This window comes from Paeniglutamicibacter sulfureus (assembly GCF_039535115.1).
Classification (GTDB): domain Bacteria; phylum Actinomycetota; class Actinomycetes; order Actinomycetales; family Micrococcaceae; genus Paeniglutamicibacter; species Paeniglutamicibacter sulfureus.
Genome location: NZ_BAAAWO010000001.1, coordinates 1,418,730 through 1,433,424 on the forward strand (window position 1 = coordinate 1,418,730; position 14,695 = coordinate 1,433,424).

16 protein-coding genes and 1 pseudogene are annotated in these 14,695 nt (G+C 65.6%); 1 reads left to right on the forward strand and 16 read right to left on the reverse strand.

Annotation, left to right across the window (positions count from 1 at the left end; all coding sequences use genetic code 11):
• Positions 1 to 2: 2 nt before the first annotated feature.
• The 10 genes from ABD687_RS06435 to ABD687_RS06480 all read right to left on the reverse strand — a co-directional run bounded on the left by ABD687_RS06435 (position 3) and on the right by ABD687_RS06480 (position 8,417).
• Positions 3 to 419, reverse strand: a complete 417-nt coding sequence (locus ABD687_RS06435) for a hypothetical protein (RefSeq protein ID WP_344760972.1) — start codon at positions 417 to 419, stop codon at positions 3 to 5.
• Complete coding sequence (locus ABD687_RS06440) at positions 316 to 1,134, reverse strand: hypothetical protein (RefSeq protein WP_344760973.1); 819 nt, start codon at positions 1,132 to 1,134, stop codon at positions 316 to 318. The genes ABD687_RS06435 and ABD687_RS06440 overlap by 104 nt, the downstream gene beginning before the upstream one ends.
• Positions 1,118 to 3,172, reverse strand: a complete 2,055-nt coding sequence (locus ABD687_RS06445; protein ID WP_310292610.1) for a flagellar biosynthesis protein FlhA — start codon at positions 3,170 to 3,172, stop codon at positions 1,118 to 1,120. The genes ABD687_RS06440 and ABD687_RS06445 overlap by 17 nt, the downstream gene beginning before the upstream one ends.
• Positions 3,173 to 3,263: 91 nt before the next feature.
• Positions 3,264 to 4,388, reverse strand: a complete 1,125-nt coding sequence (locus tag ABD687_RS06450; RefSeq protein WP_310292609.1) for an EscU/YscU/HrcU family type III secretion system export apparatus switch protein — start codon at positions 4,386 to 4,388, stop codon at positions 3,264 to 3,266.
• A complete protein-coding gene (locus tag ABD687_RS06455) occupies positions 4,385 to 5,149 on the reverse strand; it encodes a flagellar biosynthetic protein FliR (protein WP_310292607.1) in 765 nt (254 codons plus the stop codon). Before ABD687_RS06455 ends, ABD687_RS06450 begins: the two co-directional genes overlap by 4 nt.
• Before the next feature lie 2 nt (positions 5,150 to 5,151).
• Positions 5,152 to 5,427 carry a flagellar biosynthesis protein FliQ gene (gene fliQ / locus ABD687_RS06460; protein ID WP_264271526.1) on the reverse strand — a complete coding sequence of 92 codons (276 nt, stop codon included), beginning with the start codon at positions 5,425 to 5,427 and terminating at the stop codon, positions 5,152 to 5,154.
• Positions 5,427 to 6,248, reverse strand: coding sequence for a flagellar type III secretion system pore protein FliP (gene fliP / locus ABD687_RS06465; RefSeq protein ID WP_302265344.1), 822 nt, complete (start codon positions 6,246 to 6,248; stop codon positions 5,427 to 5,429). The genes fliQ and fliP overlap by 1 nt, the downstream gene beginning before the upstream one ends.
• Positions 6,245 to 6,730, reverse strand: a complete 486-nt coding sequence (gene fliO, locus ABD687_RS06470) for a flagellar biosynthetic protein FliO (RefSeq protein WP_310292605.1) — start codon at positions 6,728 to 6,730, stop codon at positions 6,245 to 6,247. The genes fliP and fliO overlap by 4 nt, the downstream gene beginning before the upstream one ends.
• Before the next feature lie 29 nt (positions 6,731 to 6,759).
• The gene (gene fliN / locus ABD687_RS06475; protein ID WP_310292603.1) at positions 6,760 to 7,506 is read right to left on the reverse strand and encodes a flagellar motor switch protein FliN; all 747 of its coding nucleotides are present in this window, start codon (positions 7,504 to 7,506) and stop codon (positions 6,760 to 6,762) included.
• Positions 7,503 to 8,417 (reverse strand): flagellar motor switch protein FliM, encoded by a 915-nt coding sequence (locus ABD687_RS06480; protein ID WP_310292602.1) that lies wholly within the window; start codon positions 8,415 to 8,417, stop codon positions 7,503 to 7,505. Before ABD687_RS06480 ends, fliN begins: the two co-directional genes overlap by 4 nt.
• A gap of 437 nt (positions 8,418 to 8,854) precedes the next feature.
• Here ABD687_RS06480 and ABD687_RS06485 point away from each other — a divergent pair, with 437 nt between their 5' ends.
• On the forward strand, positions 8,855 to 9,079 hold the full coding sequence (locus ABD687_RS06485; protein ID WP_217389489.1) for a hypothetical protein: 225 nt from the start codon (positions 8,855 to 8,857) through the stop codon (positions 9,077 to 9,079).
• Between the two features lie 631 nt (positions 9,080 to 9,710).
• On the opposite strand, the pseudogene ABD687_RS06490 reads toward ABD687_RS06485, so the two are convergent.
• The 6 genes and pseudogenes from ABD687_RS06490 to ABD687_RS06515 form a co-directional block, all read right to left on the reverse strand.
• Positions 9,711 to 11,095, reverse strand: a pseudogene (locus tag ABD687_RS06490) (IS3 family transposase).
• 340 nt (positions 11,096 to 11,435) lie between these two features.
• Positions 11,436 to 11,636 carry a hypothetical protein gene (locus ABD687_RS06495; protein ID WP_310292600.1) on the reverse strand — a complete coding sequence of 67 codons (201 nt, stop codon included), beginning with the start codon at positions 11,634 to 11,636 and terminating at the stop codon, positions 11,436 to 11,438.
• 537 nt (positions 11,637 to 12,173) lie between these two features.
• A complete protein-coding gene (locus ABD687_RS06500; protein WP_310292598.1) occupies positions 12,174 to 13,007 on the reverse strand; it encodes an OmpA/MotB family protein in 834 nt (277 codons plus the stop codon).
• On the reverse strand, positions 13,004 to 13,837 hold the full coding sequence (locus tag ABD687_RS06505) for a motility protein A (protein WP_217389488.1): 834 nt from the start codon (positions 13,835 to 13,837) through the stop codon (positions 13,004 to 13,006). Before ABD687_RS06505 ends, ABD687_RS06500 begins: the two co-directional genes overlap by 4 nt.
• A gap of 15 nt (positions 13,838 to 13,852) precedes the next feature.
• The gene (locus ABD687_RS06510; protein WP_217389487.1) at positions 13,853 to 14,089 is read right to left on the reverse strand and encodes a flagellar FlbD family protein; all 237 of its coding nucleotides are present in this window, start codon (positions 14,087 to 14,089) and stop codon (positions 13,853 to 13,855) included.
• A 113-nt stretch (positions 14,090 to 14,202) separates the two neighbouring features.
• Complete coding sequence (locus ABD687_RS06515) at positions 14,203 to 14,652, reverse strand: cell wall-binding repeat-containing protein (protein ID WP_217389486.1); 450 nt, start codon at positions 14,650 to 14,652, stop codon at positions 14,203 to 14,205.
• Positions 14,653 to 14,695 lie beyond the last annotated feature (43 nt).

The following is a 14,695-nucleotide window of genomic DNA, read 5'->3' on the forward strand; positions in this document are numbered from 1 at the left end:
GCCTACGTGCCGGCGCCCCTGGCCTCAAGCACCGGGAACCCCAGTTCCCAGACGGATTCCGGGGACAGGGTCTCCTCGGCGTGAAGGGAGACCACCGCGTAGATCCCGCAGGCCTTGGCGACGGCCTTGACCCAGGCGGCGCTGTCCTCGGCCTTGCGCCCGGCATCCACCGCCACCCAGAGCTGGTCGGGGGCCAGCACCTCCAGTAGCTGCAATTGCTTTGGCAAGGCCAGCAGCGGATTGATGGCAACGGAAACCAGCAGGGGCACGCCGTCGGCCACGGCGTTGGCGCGCGCCCGCAGGATGCCGCGCCGGTCAAGGATCGGCCTGCGGGCCAATGCCTGCGTGTCGAACTTCTGGGCCAGCTCCCCCGCGTTGCGCCGCAGCGCAGTGCCCTCGTCGAGTTCCCCGGCTGCCATCCCGGCGTCCCCCCCAGAGTCCGATGACCACGACCAGGTCCCCGGGGCCGGCCAGCGGCGAGGGAACGATGTCAGGCCCCGGCCCCGCAGCCTGCCCGGCCGGATTCCCCGGCGCACCGGACGGATGCGTTGGTCCGCCTGCAGCGCGGGTGCCGGTGGCCGGTTCCAGGGCGAAGGCCTGGCTGTCCAGCAGGCGGTCGAAGTCGGGGCGGCCAGGCAGCGGCGTCAGTCTGCCTTGGTCGGCGAACACGGGCACCTGCGGCGCCAGGCGCAGCTCGGCCTCGTCCGCCCGCGCCAGCAACCCGTCGATGCCGCCGGCCACGGCCGGGGAATCGGGCGTCAAGGCGGGGGCAGTGAGAGAACGTGGTGCCGGGGACGTGGGATTTCCGGCTACCTGTTCCGCAATAGGCGGAGAGGAAATAGCTGCTTTCGATGACCTTGGAATCGACAACCCGGGCTTCGGGGACCGGAGTTTGGGAGCGGGCTCCAGGGCGCGCTGTGGCTGCGGTTCGTCCCCGGGCTCCAGCACGTGCCCTTCGGGTGCGTGTTCGTCAGGCACCTCGATGATGGCCTCGAGGTGCGACTTGGCCAGGAATCCGCCGATGCCGCCGATGGTGACGCGCTCGGCGGAGACTATGCGGGCATGGGGCCCGTATTCGGCCATGGCCTGCTCGTGGATGTCGGGCAGGCTGGCACCCTCAAGCCGAAATCGCATCGGCACCGCGCACCACCCCCACGGTCTCGATCTCTGCCCCGCCGGCGGTGGCCTCCTGGTAGGAGAGCACCGGAATGGAACCGGGGGCTGCGCCCAGCAGGCGGCGCACCGCCGGGCGCAGCGCCGGGGCGCAGACCAGCACCGCGGAGAGGCCGCGGGTTTCCAGCTCGCCGGCGATCTGCTTGACCGAGGCCAGCACCGCCTCCAACCGGGCCGCATCCAGCATGATCTGGCTTCCTGCCTCCGAGGGGCGCAACCCCTCGAGCATGCCCTGTTCCAGGACGGGATCGATCATGACCACACGCAACGTGTTGCTATCCAGGTAGCCGGCGGCGATGGCCGGGCCCAGTGCCGTGCGGGCCGCCTCGATAAGGCCCTCGGGGTCGGTGCTGGCCTTGGCGCGCAGGGCCAGGGCCTCGTAGATGCGTCCCAGGTCATTGATGGGCACCGCCTCGATGAGCAGGCCCTGCAGCACGCGCTGGACCTCGGCCAGGGACAGCGGGGAAGGCACCAGTTCCTCCACGGCCGAGGGGTTGGTTTCGCGCACCGCGTCGGTGAGCACCCGCACGTCCTCGCGGGTCAGCAGCCGTGCTGCCTGCGCCTGGACGATCGATGAGAGGTGGGTGACGATCACCGAGACCCGATCGATGGTGGTGGCCCCGGCCATCTCGGCATTGTGCCGCAGCTCGGCGGGCACCCACTTGCCGGCCAGCCCGAAGACCGGCTCCACCACCGAGGCACCGGGCAGCGAATCCAGGTGCTCGCCCAGGGCCAGCACCTTCCCGCGCGGGGCGGTGCCGCGCCCGGCCTCCACCCCGGCGATCCTGATGGTGTAGGTGGCCGGGGGCAGGTCCACCGAGTCGCGGGTGCGCACCGGCGGCAGCACAATGCCCATCTCCATGGCCACGCGGCGGCGCAGCGCGCGCACGCGGGCCAGCAGGTCGTCCCCTCCCCCGTTGACGACGTCCACCAGGTCGGGGGCCAGCTGGATCTCCAGCGCATGGACCCGCATCTTCTCGATGAGGTCCTCGGTGGTCTCGGTGGGCACCACGGCGGCCTCGTTTTGTCGCGCCACCTCCGCCAGGGATTCGGACTTGGCCAGGTTGGACTTGATGCGCTGGGCGGTGAGGATCAGCAGGGCGCCGATGAGAATGAAGGGAAGCTTCGGCATCCCCGGCACCAGGGCCAGGGCAATGGCCGCGGAGCCGGAAATCAACAGCGCGGTGCGCGACTGGGCCAGCTGCTTGGAGGCGGTGGATCCCATGTCCGCGGAGGCGTTGGAGCGGGTGACGATCATGCCGGTGGACACGGCCATGAGCAGGGCGGGGATCTGCGTGGCCAGGCCGTCGCCGATGGTCAGCAGCGCGTAGGTGTTCAGTGCCTCGGAGATGCCCATGCCGCGCTGCAGCATGCCGATGGCGATGCCGCCGACGAGGTTGATGATGATGATGATCAGCCCGGCGATGGCATCGCCCTTGACGAACTTGGAGGCACCGTCCATGGCCCCGTAGAAGTCGGCTTCCGCGGCCACCTCGGCGCGGCGCTCGCGCGCCTGGGAGTCGGTGATCAGCCCGGCATTCAAATCCGCGTCAATGGCCATTTGCTTGCCGGGCATGGCGTCAAGGGTGAAGCGCGCCCCGACCTCGGCAACACGCTCGGCGCCCTTGGTGACCACGACGAACTGGATGACGACAAGGATCAGGAAGATCACGCAGCCGATGATCAGCGAGCCGCCCACCGCGATGGAGCCGAAGGCCGCAATGACCTCACCGGCGTACCCGTTGCCCAGCACCAGCCGGGTGGAGGCGACGTTCAGGCCCAGGCGCAGCAGCGTGGCGACCAGCAGCAACGAGGGGAAGACCGAGAAGTCCAGCGGCCGCTTGACGAACATGGTGGTCAGCAGGATCACCAGAGCCAGCAGGATGGACACGGCGATCAGCACGTCCAGCAAGGCGGCGGGAACCGGGACCACCAGCAGCATGATGATGCCCACCACGCCCAACGGCACGGCGATCTTGGCGAGGGAAGCAAATTTCATTGAGGTCTTGCTCCTTGGGACTGGGCGGTTGGCCTGCGGTTGGTGATGGCCGGGGATAAATTCTTGGAAAGGCGGAAGGGGCCGGGCGTCATCAGGTGCCTGCCCCTTGCCCGGGACCGGGGTTGGCACTCGCTGTCGTCGCCCCCGGCACGGTGTGGACGCCGGCGGCGTTGCCGCGGGCCTTGAGCGCCATGACGAAGGCCAGCACGCGGGCCACGTCATTGTAGGAATCGGCGGGGATCTCGTCCCCGATCTCGCACACCTCGTGCAGGGAACGCGCCAGCGGAATGTCGCGGACCATGGGCACTGACTTCTCGGCGGCCTCCTCGCGGATGCGCGTGGCGATGTTGCCCGCGCCCTTGGCCACGAGCCGAGGCGCTGACTTGCCCGGTTCGTAGCGCAACGCAACTGCCACGTGAGTCGGGTTCACGACCACCACGTCGGCGTCGGCGATGGCCGCGATCATGCGGTTGCGGCTCATGGCCATCTGCCGGGATCTTCGCTGGGACTTGATCAGTGGGTCCCCGTCGGTGCGTTTGTTCTCATCGGTGACTTCCTTGCGCGTCATCCGGGTGTGCTTGCGGTTCCGGCGCATGACCACCAGCACGTCGATGGCCGCCAGCACCAGCCCGGCGATGACCGAGGCGCGGATCAGCGAGGAGGCGCCGTCCGATCCGGCGGCCAGCAGCGAGGACAGCGACAAGGAGCCCGATTGCAGGAGCAACGGCATGAGGGAGGCGACGACGAACCAGAGCACCAGGCCGATGACGGCGACCTTCAGCAGGGCCTTGAGCCCCTGCCAGAGCGCCTGGAGCCCGAAGACCCGCTGGACGCCGGTGACCAGGTTCAGGTTGGCCGGATCCAGCTTGAACTTCTTGAAGTTGATCCCGCCCTGCAGCGCGGCGATGACCACCACAACCACCAGCACCACCACGAAGAGGGGCAGCAGCGTGCCGGAGAGCGAACCCAGCCCGGTGCCCAGCGCGTCGACGGCGGCCTCGGGATCGGGGGCCGCAATGATGCCGCGCACCGCCTCCAGCTGGGCCCGGCCCGCCGTCTCGGCGGCCACGAGCACCCCGGGCAGCATCAGGGCGGCCGCCCCGATGCCCAGCCACGCGGCAAGGTCCTGCGAGCGGGTCATCTTGCCCTTCTCGCGCACCTCCTTCATGCGCTGGGCGGTGGCCTTCTCGCTGCGCTCCCCCGAATCCTGGCTCATGGGCCCGACACCCCCGAAAGCAGGGACAGGGCGCCGCGCACCAGCGAGGAGACCAGTGCGGGCAGCACCACGAACACGGTGCCGACCAGCGCGAGCGTCAGCATGATCTTCAACGGGAAGCCCATGGCGAAGGCGTTCAGCGCCGGCGCGGCGCGCGTCAGCAGGCCCAGGCCGATGTCGGCCAGCACCAGCACCACCAGCAGCGGGCCGGCGATCTGCACGGCCGCCACGAACATCTCCCCCACCGCGCCGACCAGGGATTCGGCCACGTACGGCAGCCCGATGCCTCCGCCCAGCGGGATGACGGCAAAGGAGCGGAAGAGGCCGGCGAGCACCAGCTGGTAGCCGTCGGAGGCCACCAGCAGGGCCAGGGCAGCGAAGTGGAAGAAGCGGGTGAATTGGGCGCCGTTGATCATGGACTGGGGGTCGAAGCCCTGGGCCATGGCGAAGCCGCCGAAGAGGTCGATGAGGCTGCCGGCGGACTGGATGGCGGAAAACACGAGCATGACCATGAAGCCCATGGCCGCCCCTGCCACCAGTTCGGCGACGACGGCACCCAGGAACGGGCCGGTGTCCAGGGATTCGTAGCCGGCGCCCAGCCGCGGGGTGACGGCCAGGGCCAGCCCGATGCCGAGCATGCCCTTGATCCGCAGCGGGATGGCGTTGTGCGAGAACGGCGGGGCGATGACCAGGAACGCGGTGACGCGCACCGCGGCGAGCATCATGACCTCCAGCCAGGCCAGCGGCACGGTGGCCAGCATGCCTAGCCGCCTCCCAGCAGGGCCGGGATCTTCTCGAAGAGCTCGTGGGTGAAGAGCACCATTTCGGAGATCATCCAGTGCCCGCAGACCAGCAGCGCGATCGCGACGGCAGCGGCCTTGGGGACGAAGGAAAGGGTGATTTCCTGGATTTGCGTCATTGACTGGAACAGGGAGATGGCGAAGCCCACCACCAGCGAGGTGATGAGCACCGGGGCCGAAAGCTTCGCGGCCACCAGCAGCCCGGAGAACCCGATGTCCAGGACGGCGTTGGGATCCATTAGCCACCACCGATCCGGTAGGAACCGATGAGCGCTGTGATGACCAGGCCCCAGCCGTCCACCAGGACGAAGAGCAGGATCTTGAAGGGAAGGGAGATCATCACCGGCGGGAGCATCATCATGCCCATGGACATCAGTGCGGAGGAGACCACCAGGTCGATGACCAGGAAGGGCACGAAGATCACGAAGCCGATGATGAAGGCCGCGCGCAGCTCGGAGATCATGAAGGCGGGGATCAGCGTGGTCAGCGGGACGTCGGCGGGGGTGGCGGGGTTGGGCATTTCCGCGGCGCGGGTCATCAACGCGATGTCGGCCTCGCGGGTGTGGGCGAGCATGAATTCGCGCAGCGGCACCACCCCGACCTCGAGGGCCTGGGTGAGGTCGATGGACCCGTCCAGGTAGGGCTGCACGCCGGTCTCGTTCATGGCGGTGAGCACCGGGGCCATGATGAACAGGGAGAGGAAGAGTGCCAGGCCGGCCAGCACCTGGTTGGGCGGGATGGTGGGCAGCGCCAGGGCGTTGCGGGTGAAGGCCAGGACCACGAAGATCTTGGTGAACGAGCTCATCATCAGCAGCAGGGCCGGGGCCACCGAAAGCATGGTGATGGCAATGAGGGTGACGATGGCGGAGCTGGGGGTGCCGTTGGGTCCGTTGATTTCCACGGACAGCCCGCCGTTGTCCCCCGGGGCACCAGGCTCAACGGGCGCGGCAAGGGCGGCGGAGGCATTGAACCAGGAAAGGGCAACCAGCAGCGCCAGCAGCAACCCGGCCAGCAGTGCCATCCGGGCGCGGGAGGGCAAGGAAGGGCGAAGCGCTCTCATGCGCCGCGGCCAGTCCGGACGGCGGACACGGCCCGGCGCCAGGTGTCAGGCGACAGGATCGATCCGGCAAGCGCTCCCGAAGGCGTGGATGAAAGCACCGCCGGCGTACCTTGGTCATTCACAGCCGGCCCGTCCGCGCCGGGTTCGTTGGCGGGCACGCTGCCCTGCCGCACGGTGCTCAGGCTCGCTGCGAAGGCGCGCGAGCGCTCGGCCATGGTGGGCTGAACGTTGACCTGTTCCAGGGCATCTGTTTCCACTGGCTCGGGTGCCTCGAAGGAATCCAGCACGCTGATCGAGGACTCGGCCACGCCCAGCAGGTAGCGCCGTCCCTGGACGTCAAGCAGCACCACGGAGGACTTCGGGCCCAGGCCTTGGCGCTCAACCACGGAAAGCTGCGAGGCACGCGGGGAACCAAAGCGCGTCAGCACGCGCTTGCGCAGGTAAAACAACAATCCGAAGACCGCCGCGAGCGAGACGATCACCCGCAACACCAAGAAAAAACTTTCCAAAACTACGCCAGGCCCTCGTTCACATCAAGGATCTGGGTGATGCGCACGCCGTAGTCCTGGTCCATGACCACGACCTCGCCCAGTGCGATGAGCCTGCCGTTGAGCAGGATGTCCGCCGGAGCCCCGGCGGAGCGGTCGAGCTCCACCACGGCGCCGGGTTCCAGGCCCAGCACATCGCGCACCGACATGCGGGTGCGTCCGATTTCCACGGTCAAGGCCATTTCGACGTTGTTGATGCGGCCCAGCCGGCTGGCCACGTCTTCGCGTCCCTCGAGGGCGGATCCGGCAGGCAGCTGATTGGGTTCGTTGTTGCGGATGCGGATGGCAAAGAAGCCGATTTCCTTTCCGGCGCTGTGAAGTTCAAAGCACACGGTCTCCGCGTCCCCGAGCATCGCATCGGCGTGCACCGCCGAATCGGTGGAGAGCACGCCGGCTCCCAGCACGCCGGTGGCGGCTTCGAGGGCAGGCCGCAGGATGTCGGCTGCGGACACCAGCGAGCCGGGTCCGCCCGGGGCTCCTCCCAGCATCGGGGCAGCCACCGAGAGCAGCACGTCGGCGGAGTGCTGCCCGACAAAACCGGCGGAAACCAGCTCGCCGGATCCCTGGAGCATGGAGGCGTCGCGTGTGCCGGAGTGCAGCACCGCGGTAACCGGCGAGGTGGTGGGCAGCATGCCGGCAAGTGCTTCCGCGGCAGCCGAATACAGCGCCGTCGAGTGCAGGACCGGGATGGATGTTGGTTCGGGGCTCAAGAGAGGCTCTCCTCGGTAGAAACGACGACGGCGGCAATCCGGCCGCTGCGGGTGCCGGCTGCGGCGGTGCCCAGGCGGCGCCCGTCAACAGACAGCTCAAAGGGGCGGTGGACGGGGTGCGGCAGCGGCAGCACATCTCCCACGGCCAGGTTCAGGATCATGCCGGGGGTGACTGAGCTCGGCCCCAGTGCCAGTGCCACGTCCACCGGGACCCCGGCGATGGCCTCGGTGAGCAGTTCGGCGGCGTTCTCCACCGGCGTGCGCGGATTGGTCTCGCCCAGTTGCGGCAGCAGCATGTCCGCGGGCACCGCGACCGAGGCCAGGGTGCTGCGCTCCCCCACGCGGACCCGCAGCCAGGCCGCGATGACAATCTCCGACTTGGTGGCTGCCTGCGCGAACTGCGAGTTGTGGTGGATTCCGACCACCGCGAGCTGTTGCTGCAGCAGGGCGCCGAGCGAATAGTGCAGGTCCTCGAGTGCCTCGTCCATCAGCCCGCGCACTAGTGTCTGCTCGATGCGCGTGTACTTGCGTTCGGGCGCATGGGTGGTGGTGGGGCTGCCGAGCATGTGCGAGACCCAGTTCAGCGCGTCCGCGGCGGGGAACTGGATGACGGCGCGCGCGCCGTGCCCCTCGGCCTCGCAAAGGACCATGGTGGTGGCCGGTGGCAGGCCGGCCACGTAGTCGTCGTAGGACTGCATCTGGACCGATTCGAGGGTCACTTGTGACATGACCCGGATCTTGGCCGTCAGCTGGGTGCCCCATTGGCGGGCAAAGGTCTCGAAGGCCAGTTCGAGCACGCGCGCGTGTTCGCGGGCCAGGGTGGTGGGCCGGCGGAAGTCATAGACAACGGCGGCGGCCGGGTCGGGGGGTGTCGGGTTGGGCGCACCCGCATCGGGGCGTCCCGCAGGCATGAGCGTCACTGGCACCACTATCGGCAGGCGATGGCCGATCGGTAAGCCGCTTGGGGCAAATATTCGTCCAGAGATTCCATGGAAAAGTCAGTAGCAGACTGACTAGGGAGTTTGCGTGAACTGACCGCTGATCCGCTCAGGCTGGTTGTCAGCGCCCCTTTCACGCCCACGTTTGCAGAACCTCGGTCCAACCATTTCCATGAAGTCGGGTGTCGAAACAGTGGACCCGGGATCTCTGTTGACTGCGCTGTGTCCGGCCTTCTGGCCGCGGGGATGTCATCGAACACCGCGTCTCCGCCTTGGACTCGGGCATGGCTGCCTGTCGGTCGAAGTAGGGTTGTTTGCCATGGATGAAGTGGAGCCGTAGTGAGCAGAGAGTCTAAGCTCGACAGTGTTCACGTAGCGGATTCCAGCGCATCGAAGAGGAGAGGTCCAAAGTGACCAACATTTACGAGGGATTTATCGTCCAAGAAACGACCCCGCAGGCGTTCGCCCTCGTGGAGTCCTGGAACTCACGCGTGGCGGATCTCAAGAATCTTCCTGAGGTCGATCTGGCGGAGGCCGTCAATGAACTCAAGGATCACCACCTCGAGATGATTCGGGCACTGGGCCGTATCGAGCAGGCTGTCAACACGAACGCAGGCAAGGTCATAACGGCCTAACCGTGGGCGGAAGGCCGCACCAATCGGCCCCGTCCATATGACTCACTGCTGAGAGATCGGGTGCAGACTGCTTCCCATGTCACGAGTAGTGAGCGTGCCCGCAGAATCGTGACGGGCGCCGATTGGCGGTACTTCGTCCGCTCAACAACCAGCACCCTCACCTGAACGGCGGATAGTCGGATTCGCAAACATGGCAAGGCCCGCCGCGGGTCGCGACGAACTGAGAGAGTTAACAGGAACGGCAGATAGCTTGGACTGTGGGTCCTGTATGGGAGTCATATTTCAAAGACTTGGAGGCTGATCATGAGTAAGCGTCGTTACTACAGCCAAGGTCCACGCATTCCGCTGCTGTGGCAGAACATTGGTTTGGGGATTTTGGTTCTAGCGGTTCTTGGGATTGCTGCTTACCTGATCGTTCGGTGACTGCAAGACCAAACAGAGTTTTCACCATGAATTGGGCCGGGATCGAGGATTGAACAATCGCGGCGGATAGTGCAATGGAACCCTTCTATCGGGCAGGCCAAATTCCTCCCCGGTTACAGTCAGTGTGACGCCGGCCTTGCGGATATGCGACCCCGCTGGACCGCGGAATTTTTCAAGTCAAGCGGTACCAAGGTGAGTTAGGCGGCCGTTAGGCCGCTGTTTTTTCGGTGGTTTCCTTTGGTTGGTTGATCCATGCCGGCCCGGGCAGGGCCAGGATCTTGGGGTCGGTGGTCGTGGCGAATCGGTGGGGATGTTCGGCGCGGGCCGCTGCCAGGGTCTGCGAGCGTTTCTCCGCGACGCCGGCGGCGAAGCCGTAGTGCACGTTGGCAGGGGTGTGGAACCCGATGCCGGAGTGCTGGTGGTGATGGTTGTACCAGTCGACGAAGCCGCTGATGAAGGCCCTCGCATCGCCCAGGGACGCGAAGCGCTCCGGGAACGTCGGACCATACTTCATTGTCTTGAAAATTGACTCTGAGTAGGGATTATCGTTGCTCACCCGGGGTCGGGAATGCGATCTGGTGACCTCCAGATCCGAGAGCAGCGCGGCGACGGTCTTCGACGTCATCGAGGTGCCGCGGTCGGCGTGGACCACCTGCGGGATGCCGTGGATGCCGAAGATCTCCTTCATCATTTCCGCCGCCAGGATCGCCGCTTCGGTGGCGTGCACGTGCGCGCCGACAATGAACCGCGAGTGGATATCGATCATCAGGTAGCAGTCGAAGTACTTGCCCTTGACCGGGCCGGCCAACTTCGTGATGTCCCACGAATACACCTGACCGGGGGCGGTGGCCACCAGCTCCGGGATGGCCCGGGGCGGATGCTTGGCGAGTTTCCGGCGTTCTTTGACCTGCCGGTTTTCCTCCAGGACCCGGTAGAACGTGGAGACCGAGCCCAGGTAGATCCCGGCGTCCAGCAACTTCGCATAGACCTGCAGGGGCGCCAGGTCCACGAACTGAGGCGAGTTCAAGGCCGCGAGGATCTCGGCCCGCTCCGTGGCGCTGAGCTTGTTCGGCGGAACCACCGGATCGTGGTCCCTCGGCGCTGCGGGCTTGCGGTAGATCGTGGTGCGCGAAAGCCCGAGCAAGGTAGCGGCCCGCCGCGTCGGGACTGCCAGTTCCACCAGCTGCACGTAGGCGCCCGTCAACGCTTCTTGGACTTCGGATCGTCGTTGGTGTCCTCGGAGATCGTCTCCAAGAACGCGTGCAGTTTTCCCATCACACCAAGGGCTGCCTCCGATCGTTTCAACCGGCTCTCGCTCACCTCCAGCTGGCGGCGCAAACGCGCGATCTCGGCCTGCTCGGGGGACAGTTTCCCGATTTTCTCCCCGGCCGTCTTGCCCTGCAGCACGCCGGCGTCGCGCAGCTTGCGCCACTCGGTGATCTGCGAGGAATACACCCCCTGCTCCCGCAGGAACGCACCGCCTTCCTGCCGGGTGCAGGCGTCCTCGTACTGGGCCAACAACTCAAGCTTCTGCGCGGGGGTATACGACCTGCGAGGGGTCGGTCCACCGGCACGCGGTCCGGAACTACTCATGGATCCATCTTGGCGCACTTCGGCCAAAACTAGATTAGACATACAGATTGGTTTCCTGGTTCTCGCCCTACGCGATCGAGCCGACTTGCTCTGTCACCCTGGTACCGCTCCAGCCTGACACGTAGGGCCGCGCCGCGAGTGCACAATCCCGGCAGATAGGTGACGTGGCTGGGCTCACGCCAAGGGTTCTGATGGACCATATGTCGCTACGTGGCCTGCACAGGGTGAACCGCGAGGTGAAAGCCACGTGAATGGCAATCCGGTGTACCGCAGCTCACATACTGTTGGAGTTTCAATCACCAGCTTGGGAGCTAACTTTGAGAAATCGTCGTTATTACGATCAGGGGCCACGCATTCCGGTGTTGAGGCAGAACATCGGCCTTGCGGCACTCATTGCCGTCGTAATCGGATTGGGCGCATACGTTTTCTCTTCGTAAATGCGGACCATCAATGTGTAATACGGACTGATCGTCAGCACCATCTGCACGGGCTGCGGGGAGAGTGCCTTCCAATCGCAACGCAACTGGTCGTCGTTATCCAATAATGCGCTCCTGTAGGGCTGGCCAGCATGAAATATCCCGGCAGTTAGGCGTGACCCCTGCACTCCGGATCTGGGACGGAAATTACGCGAACGTCGCCAGCCCGGATACAGGTGCAGACCACTGCGCGACCTGGCGTCCGGGCATATTCACCGCTGAGCTTCAGGATGCCGGTGGACTGTGTCGCGGTTTTTCGCTCGGCGTACGGCTCGACATGCAGATGGAAGACGTCGATGAACATGGCTGCCAGAGTCGTTCGCCGGGGCCTTCTGGAAGGCGCTAGGACACGCTCTTCCATTTGACCGGAATACACTTTGTTTCCACGGTGTCTCAGCATTGGCCACCAGCCACTTCCCCAAAAGTGATCTCAGAGCAGCCCCGCGCGAATTCCCCAAACGACGCGATTCCGCTCCCTTGGCATCACCCTACGACACCACGAGGGGAAGTAGAAGAGAGAAACGTGCCGGTGCAGGGTTCTTCCAAGGTCTTACCGCTTTGGAAGACTTCCGATCCGGCAATGTCGCGGGCACGCCACGTGACTACGGGTTCTGCTTCAGCAGGCTTCGGACCGACTCGGGCTGGTTGGACAGCACCACGATGTCGACACGGCGGTTCAGCGACAGGTCCTTGTTGCCTGGGACCGGACGGGCGTCCCCGTAGCCGACCGAGGAAATCCGTGAGGCCTTCACTCCCCCATCCTCGACCAGCGAGCGCAGCACCCCGGTGGCTCGTGATGCCGAAAGCTCCCAGTTGGTGGGGTACGGCTTGACCGGGCGGCGCTCGTCCGCGAATCCCTCCACCTCGAAGTAGCGCTTGGTGGGTGCCAGCACCGGGGCGATGGCGTCGATGATCTCGCGGGCATTGTCGGTGAGCTCGGCACTGTTGGGCACAAAGAAGGTTTCCGCACTGACCAATCGCACGGTGAGGCCCCGGTTGTCGATGGAAAAATCGGCAGCGCCGGCGTGCCCGGAATCCTTAAGCCGCTTCTGGATGCGTTCCTTCAGCTCAATCAGGTCGGACTGCTCGTTCTGGGCCAGGGCCAGCAGCGCTTCCTTGGTCTGCCCGTCGATCTGGCTGCTGGCCAGCAGTCCCTCGGTGCCCACCAGCTCTGGTGGGACCACGACGCCCTCCGCGGTGTCCGCGGTGACGCTTTGTTCGGTGCCGAAGCCGGTGGCAAGGGAATTCTTCAGTTTCGTGTATTTGTCCTGGTCGACAGTGGACATCGCAAAAAGAACAATGAACAGGCACATCAGCACCGTGACCATGTCCATGTAGGAGGCCATCCAGCGTTCGTCCGGACCGTCGTGCCCGGACTCTGCCGGCTTGCGGCCCTTCCGGCCCCCGCGCCGGCTACTGCTGCGGCCGCCACTCACGCGGCTTCCTTGAAGTCATCGAGCACGGATGCGGCCCCGAAGTTGGACTTCTTGCCATTCTTCTTGTCGTTCTTCGTGCCCAATGCGTACGACGGGACCATGGCCCTCAGCTTCTCTTCCAGCAGGATCGACTGGCTGCCGCCTTGGATCGCCAGCACGCCCTCCATGGCCAGGGTCATGCTGTCGATTTCGAGTTCCGAAAGCCGGCGCAGCCGCGCGCCGATGGGAAGCCAGATGAAGTTGGCCGAGACCAGTCCCCACAGCGTGGCCACGAAGGCAGCGGCAATCATGTGCCCGAGCTCGTCGGGCTTGGAGAGGTTTTCCAGCACGTGGGTCAGCGAGACCACGGTGCCGATGATGCCCACGGTGGGGGCATAACCGCCCAGGGTGGAAAAATACTTGTGCGCAATCGCATCGGTGCGCTCGCGGGTGGAGATCTCATCCTCGAGCTGGTCGCGCAGCTCGTCCCCGTCCATGCCGTCGGCCATGGACTGCAGGGCCCGGCCCAGGAACGGGTCCTTGGTTTCCCTGGCCTCGGACTCCAGCGCCAGCAGACCCTCCTTGCGTGCAAGGTCCGCCAATTCGACCAGGCGGGTGATCAGCTCCCCCACCGGGGCGATCTTGCCCCGGAAAGCCGAGGGGAGGGACTTGAAGGCAATGATCGTGTCACTGATGGTGCCGCTGGCGATGCCCACGGCGATGGTTCCGAGGAACACGATGATCATGGGGGCCGGCAGCAGAATCGACGAGACGTTGGCGCCCTCCATGAAAAGCATGGTGAACATGGCGCCGAAGGCCAGCAGGAGGCCAATGATTGTTGCTGGATCCACTTGGGGGCGTCCTCTTTATCGATGCGTCAGGGGCGGAACGGATGGTTGCGGCGGCTCGTAGTTCCGCGCCAGTGAAACCACCCGGGCACGATGTCCCGCCACCAGGGCGATGACTTCTTCCATGGTCTCCGTGACCACGTACTTCGCGCCGTTGACCATGAACACAACGGTGTCGGGGTTTTCCTGGATCCGCTCGATGAGGTCGGCGTTGATCGCAAAGCGTGTGGCGTTGAGCCTCGTTACAACGATCATTGAAGCACCCCGTCCTTTCAGAGGAGCACTCTCGGCAGAAAGGGCGGCGCCGTTAGCCAACGACGCCGCCCGCCTACCCTCCGGCTTACCGTTTACGGCAGGCCGGGATCTGATTAGTTCGCTGCGGCGAGCTGTGCCTGGCCGAGCATGTCGTTGCTGACAGCGGTCGTCCCGCCGAGCACCACCAGCTTTCCCGGGTTCAAGCGGGCGAGCTCATCTGCCACCGTGGTTGGAAGGGCGCCGGTGGCCGGCACCAGCAGGATGGGCCCATCCGTGTACGGCGAGATGGACAGGGCGTCAACCATGCTGGCGGCGTTGGCCAGGTATACGGCGGGGACGCCCGGCTCGGCGTTGATCTGCGAGATGAGCACGGCGGTCTCGTACTTGTTCGCCCCGCCGATTCGCTCAACGGGAACCACCGCCGGTTCGGGGCAAGCCCCAACGAGCCATCCGCCACCCGAATAGACCTGGCAGGTGCCGTCAGCGGCCAGAGCGGTTGTGGTGCCGATGATTCCGGCGGCGGTGAGGGCGAGTGCGGCCAGTCCTGCAGTGGTCTTTTTCATGGCGTAATCCTACTTTGTCGTAGATGAAGGTGACTCTAAGGGG

What these genes read in the sequence shown, in the direction of transcription:
- ABD687_RS06435 (WP_344760972.1), bottom strand. Translation starts at nt 419, where the DNA reads ATGGCAGCCGGGGAACTCGACGAGGGCACTGCGCTGCGGCGCAACGCG.
- ABD687_RS06440 (WP_344760973.1), bottom strand. Translation starts at nt 1,134, where the DNA reads ATGCGATTTCGGCTTGAGGGTGCCAGCCTGCCCGACATCCACGAGCAG.
- ABD687_RS06445 (WP_310292610.1), bottom strand. Translation starts at nt 3,172, where the DNA reads ATGAAATTTGCTTCCCTCGCCAAGATCGCCGTGCCGTTGGGCGTGGTG.
- ABD687_RS06450 (WP_310292609.1), bottom strand. Translation starts at nt 4,388, where the DNA reads ATGAGCCAGGATTCGGGGGAGCGCAGCGAGAAGGCCACCGCCCAGCGC.
- ABD687_RS06455 (WP_310292607.1), bottom strand. Translation starts at nt 5,149, where the DNA reads ATGCTGGCCACCGTGCCGCTGGCCTGGCTGGAGGTCATGATGCTCGCC.
- fliQ (WP_264271526.1), bottom strand. Translation starts at nt 5,427, where the DNA reads ATGGATCCCAACGCCGTCCTGGACATCGGGTTCTCCGGGCTGCTGGTG.
- fliP (WP_302265344.1), bottom strand. Translation starts at nt 6,248, where the DNA reads ATGAGAGCGCTTCGCCCTTCCTTGCCCTCCCGCGCCCGGATGGCACTG.
- ABD687_RS06480 (WP_310292602.1), bottom strand. Translation starts at nt 8,417, where the DNA reads ATGCCTGCGGGACGCCCCGATGCGGGTGCGCCCAACCCGACACCCCCC.
- ABD687_RS06510 (WP_217389487.1), bottom strand. Translation starts at nt 14,089, where the DNA reads ATGATCGTTGTAACGAGGCTCAACGCCACACGCTTTGCGATCAACGCC.
- ABD687_RS06515 (WP_217389486.1), bottom strand. Translation starts at nt 14,652, where the DNA reads ATGAAAAAGACCACTGCAGGACTGGCCGCACTCGCCCTCACCGCCGCC.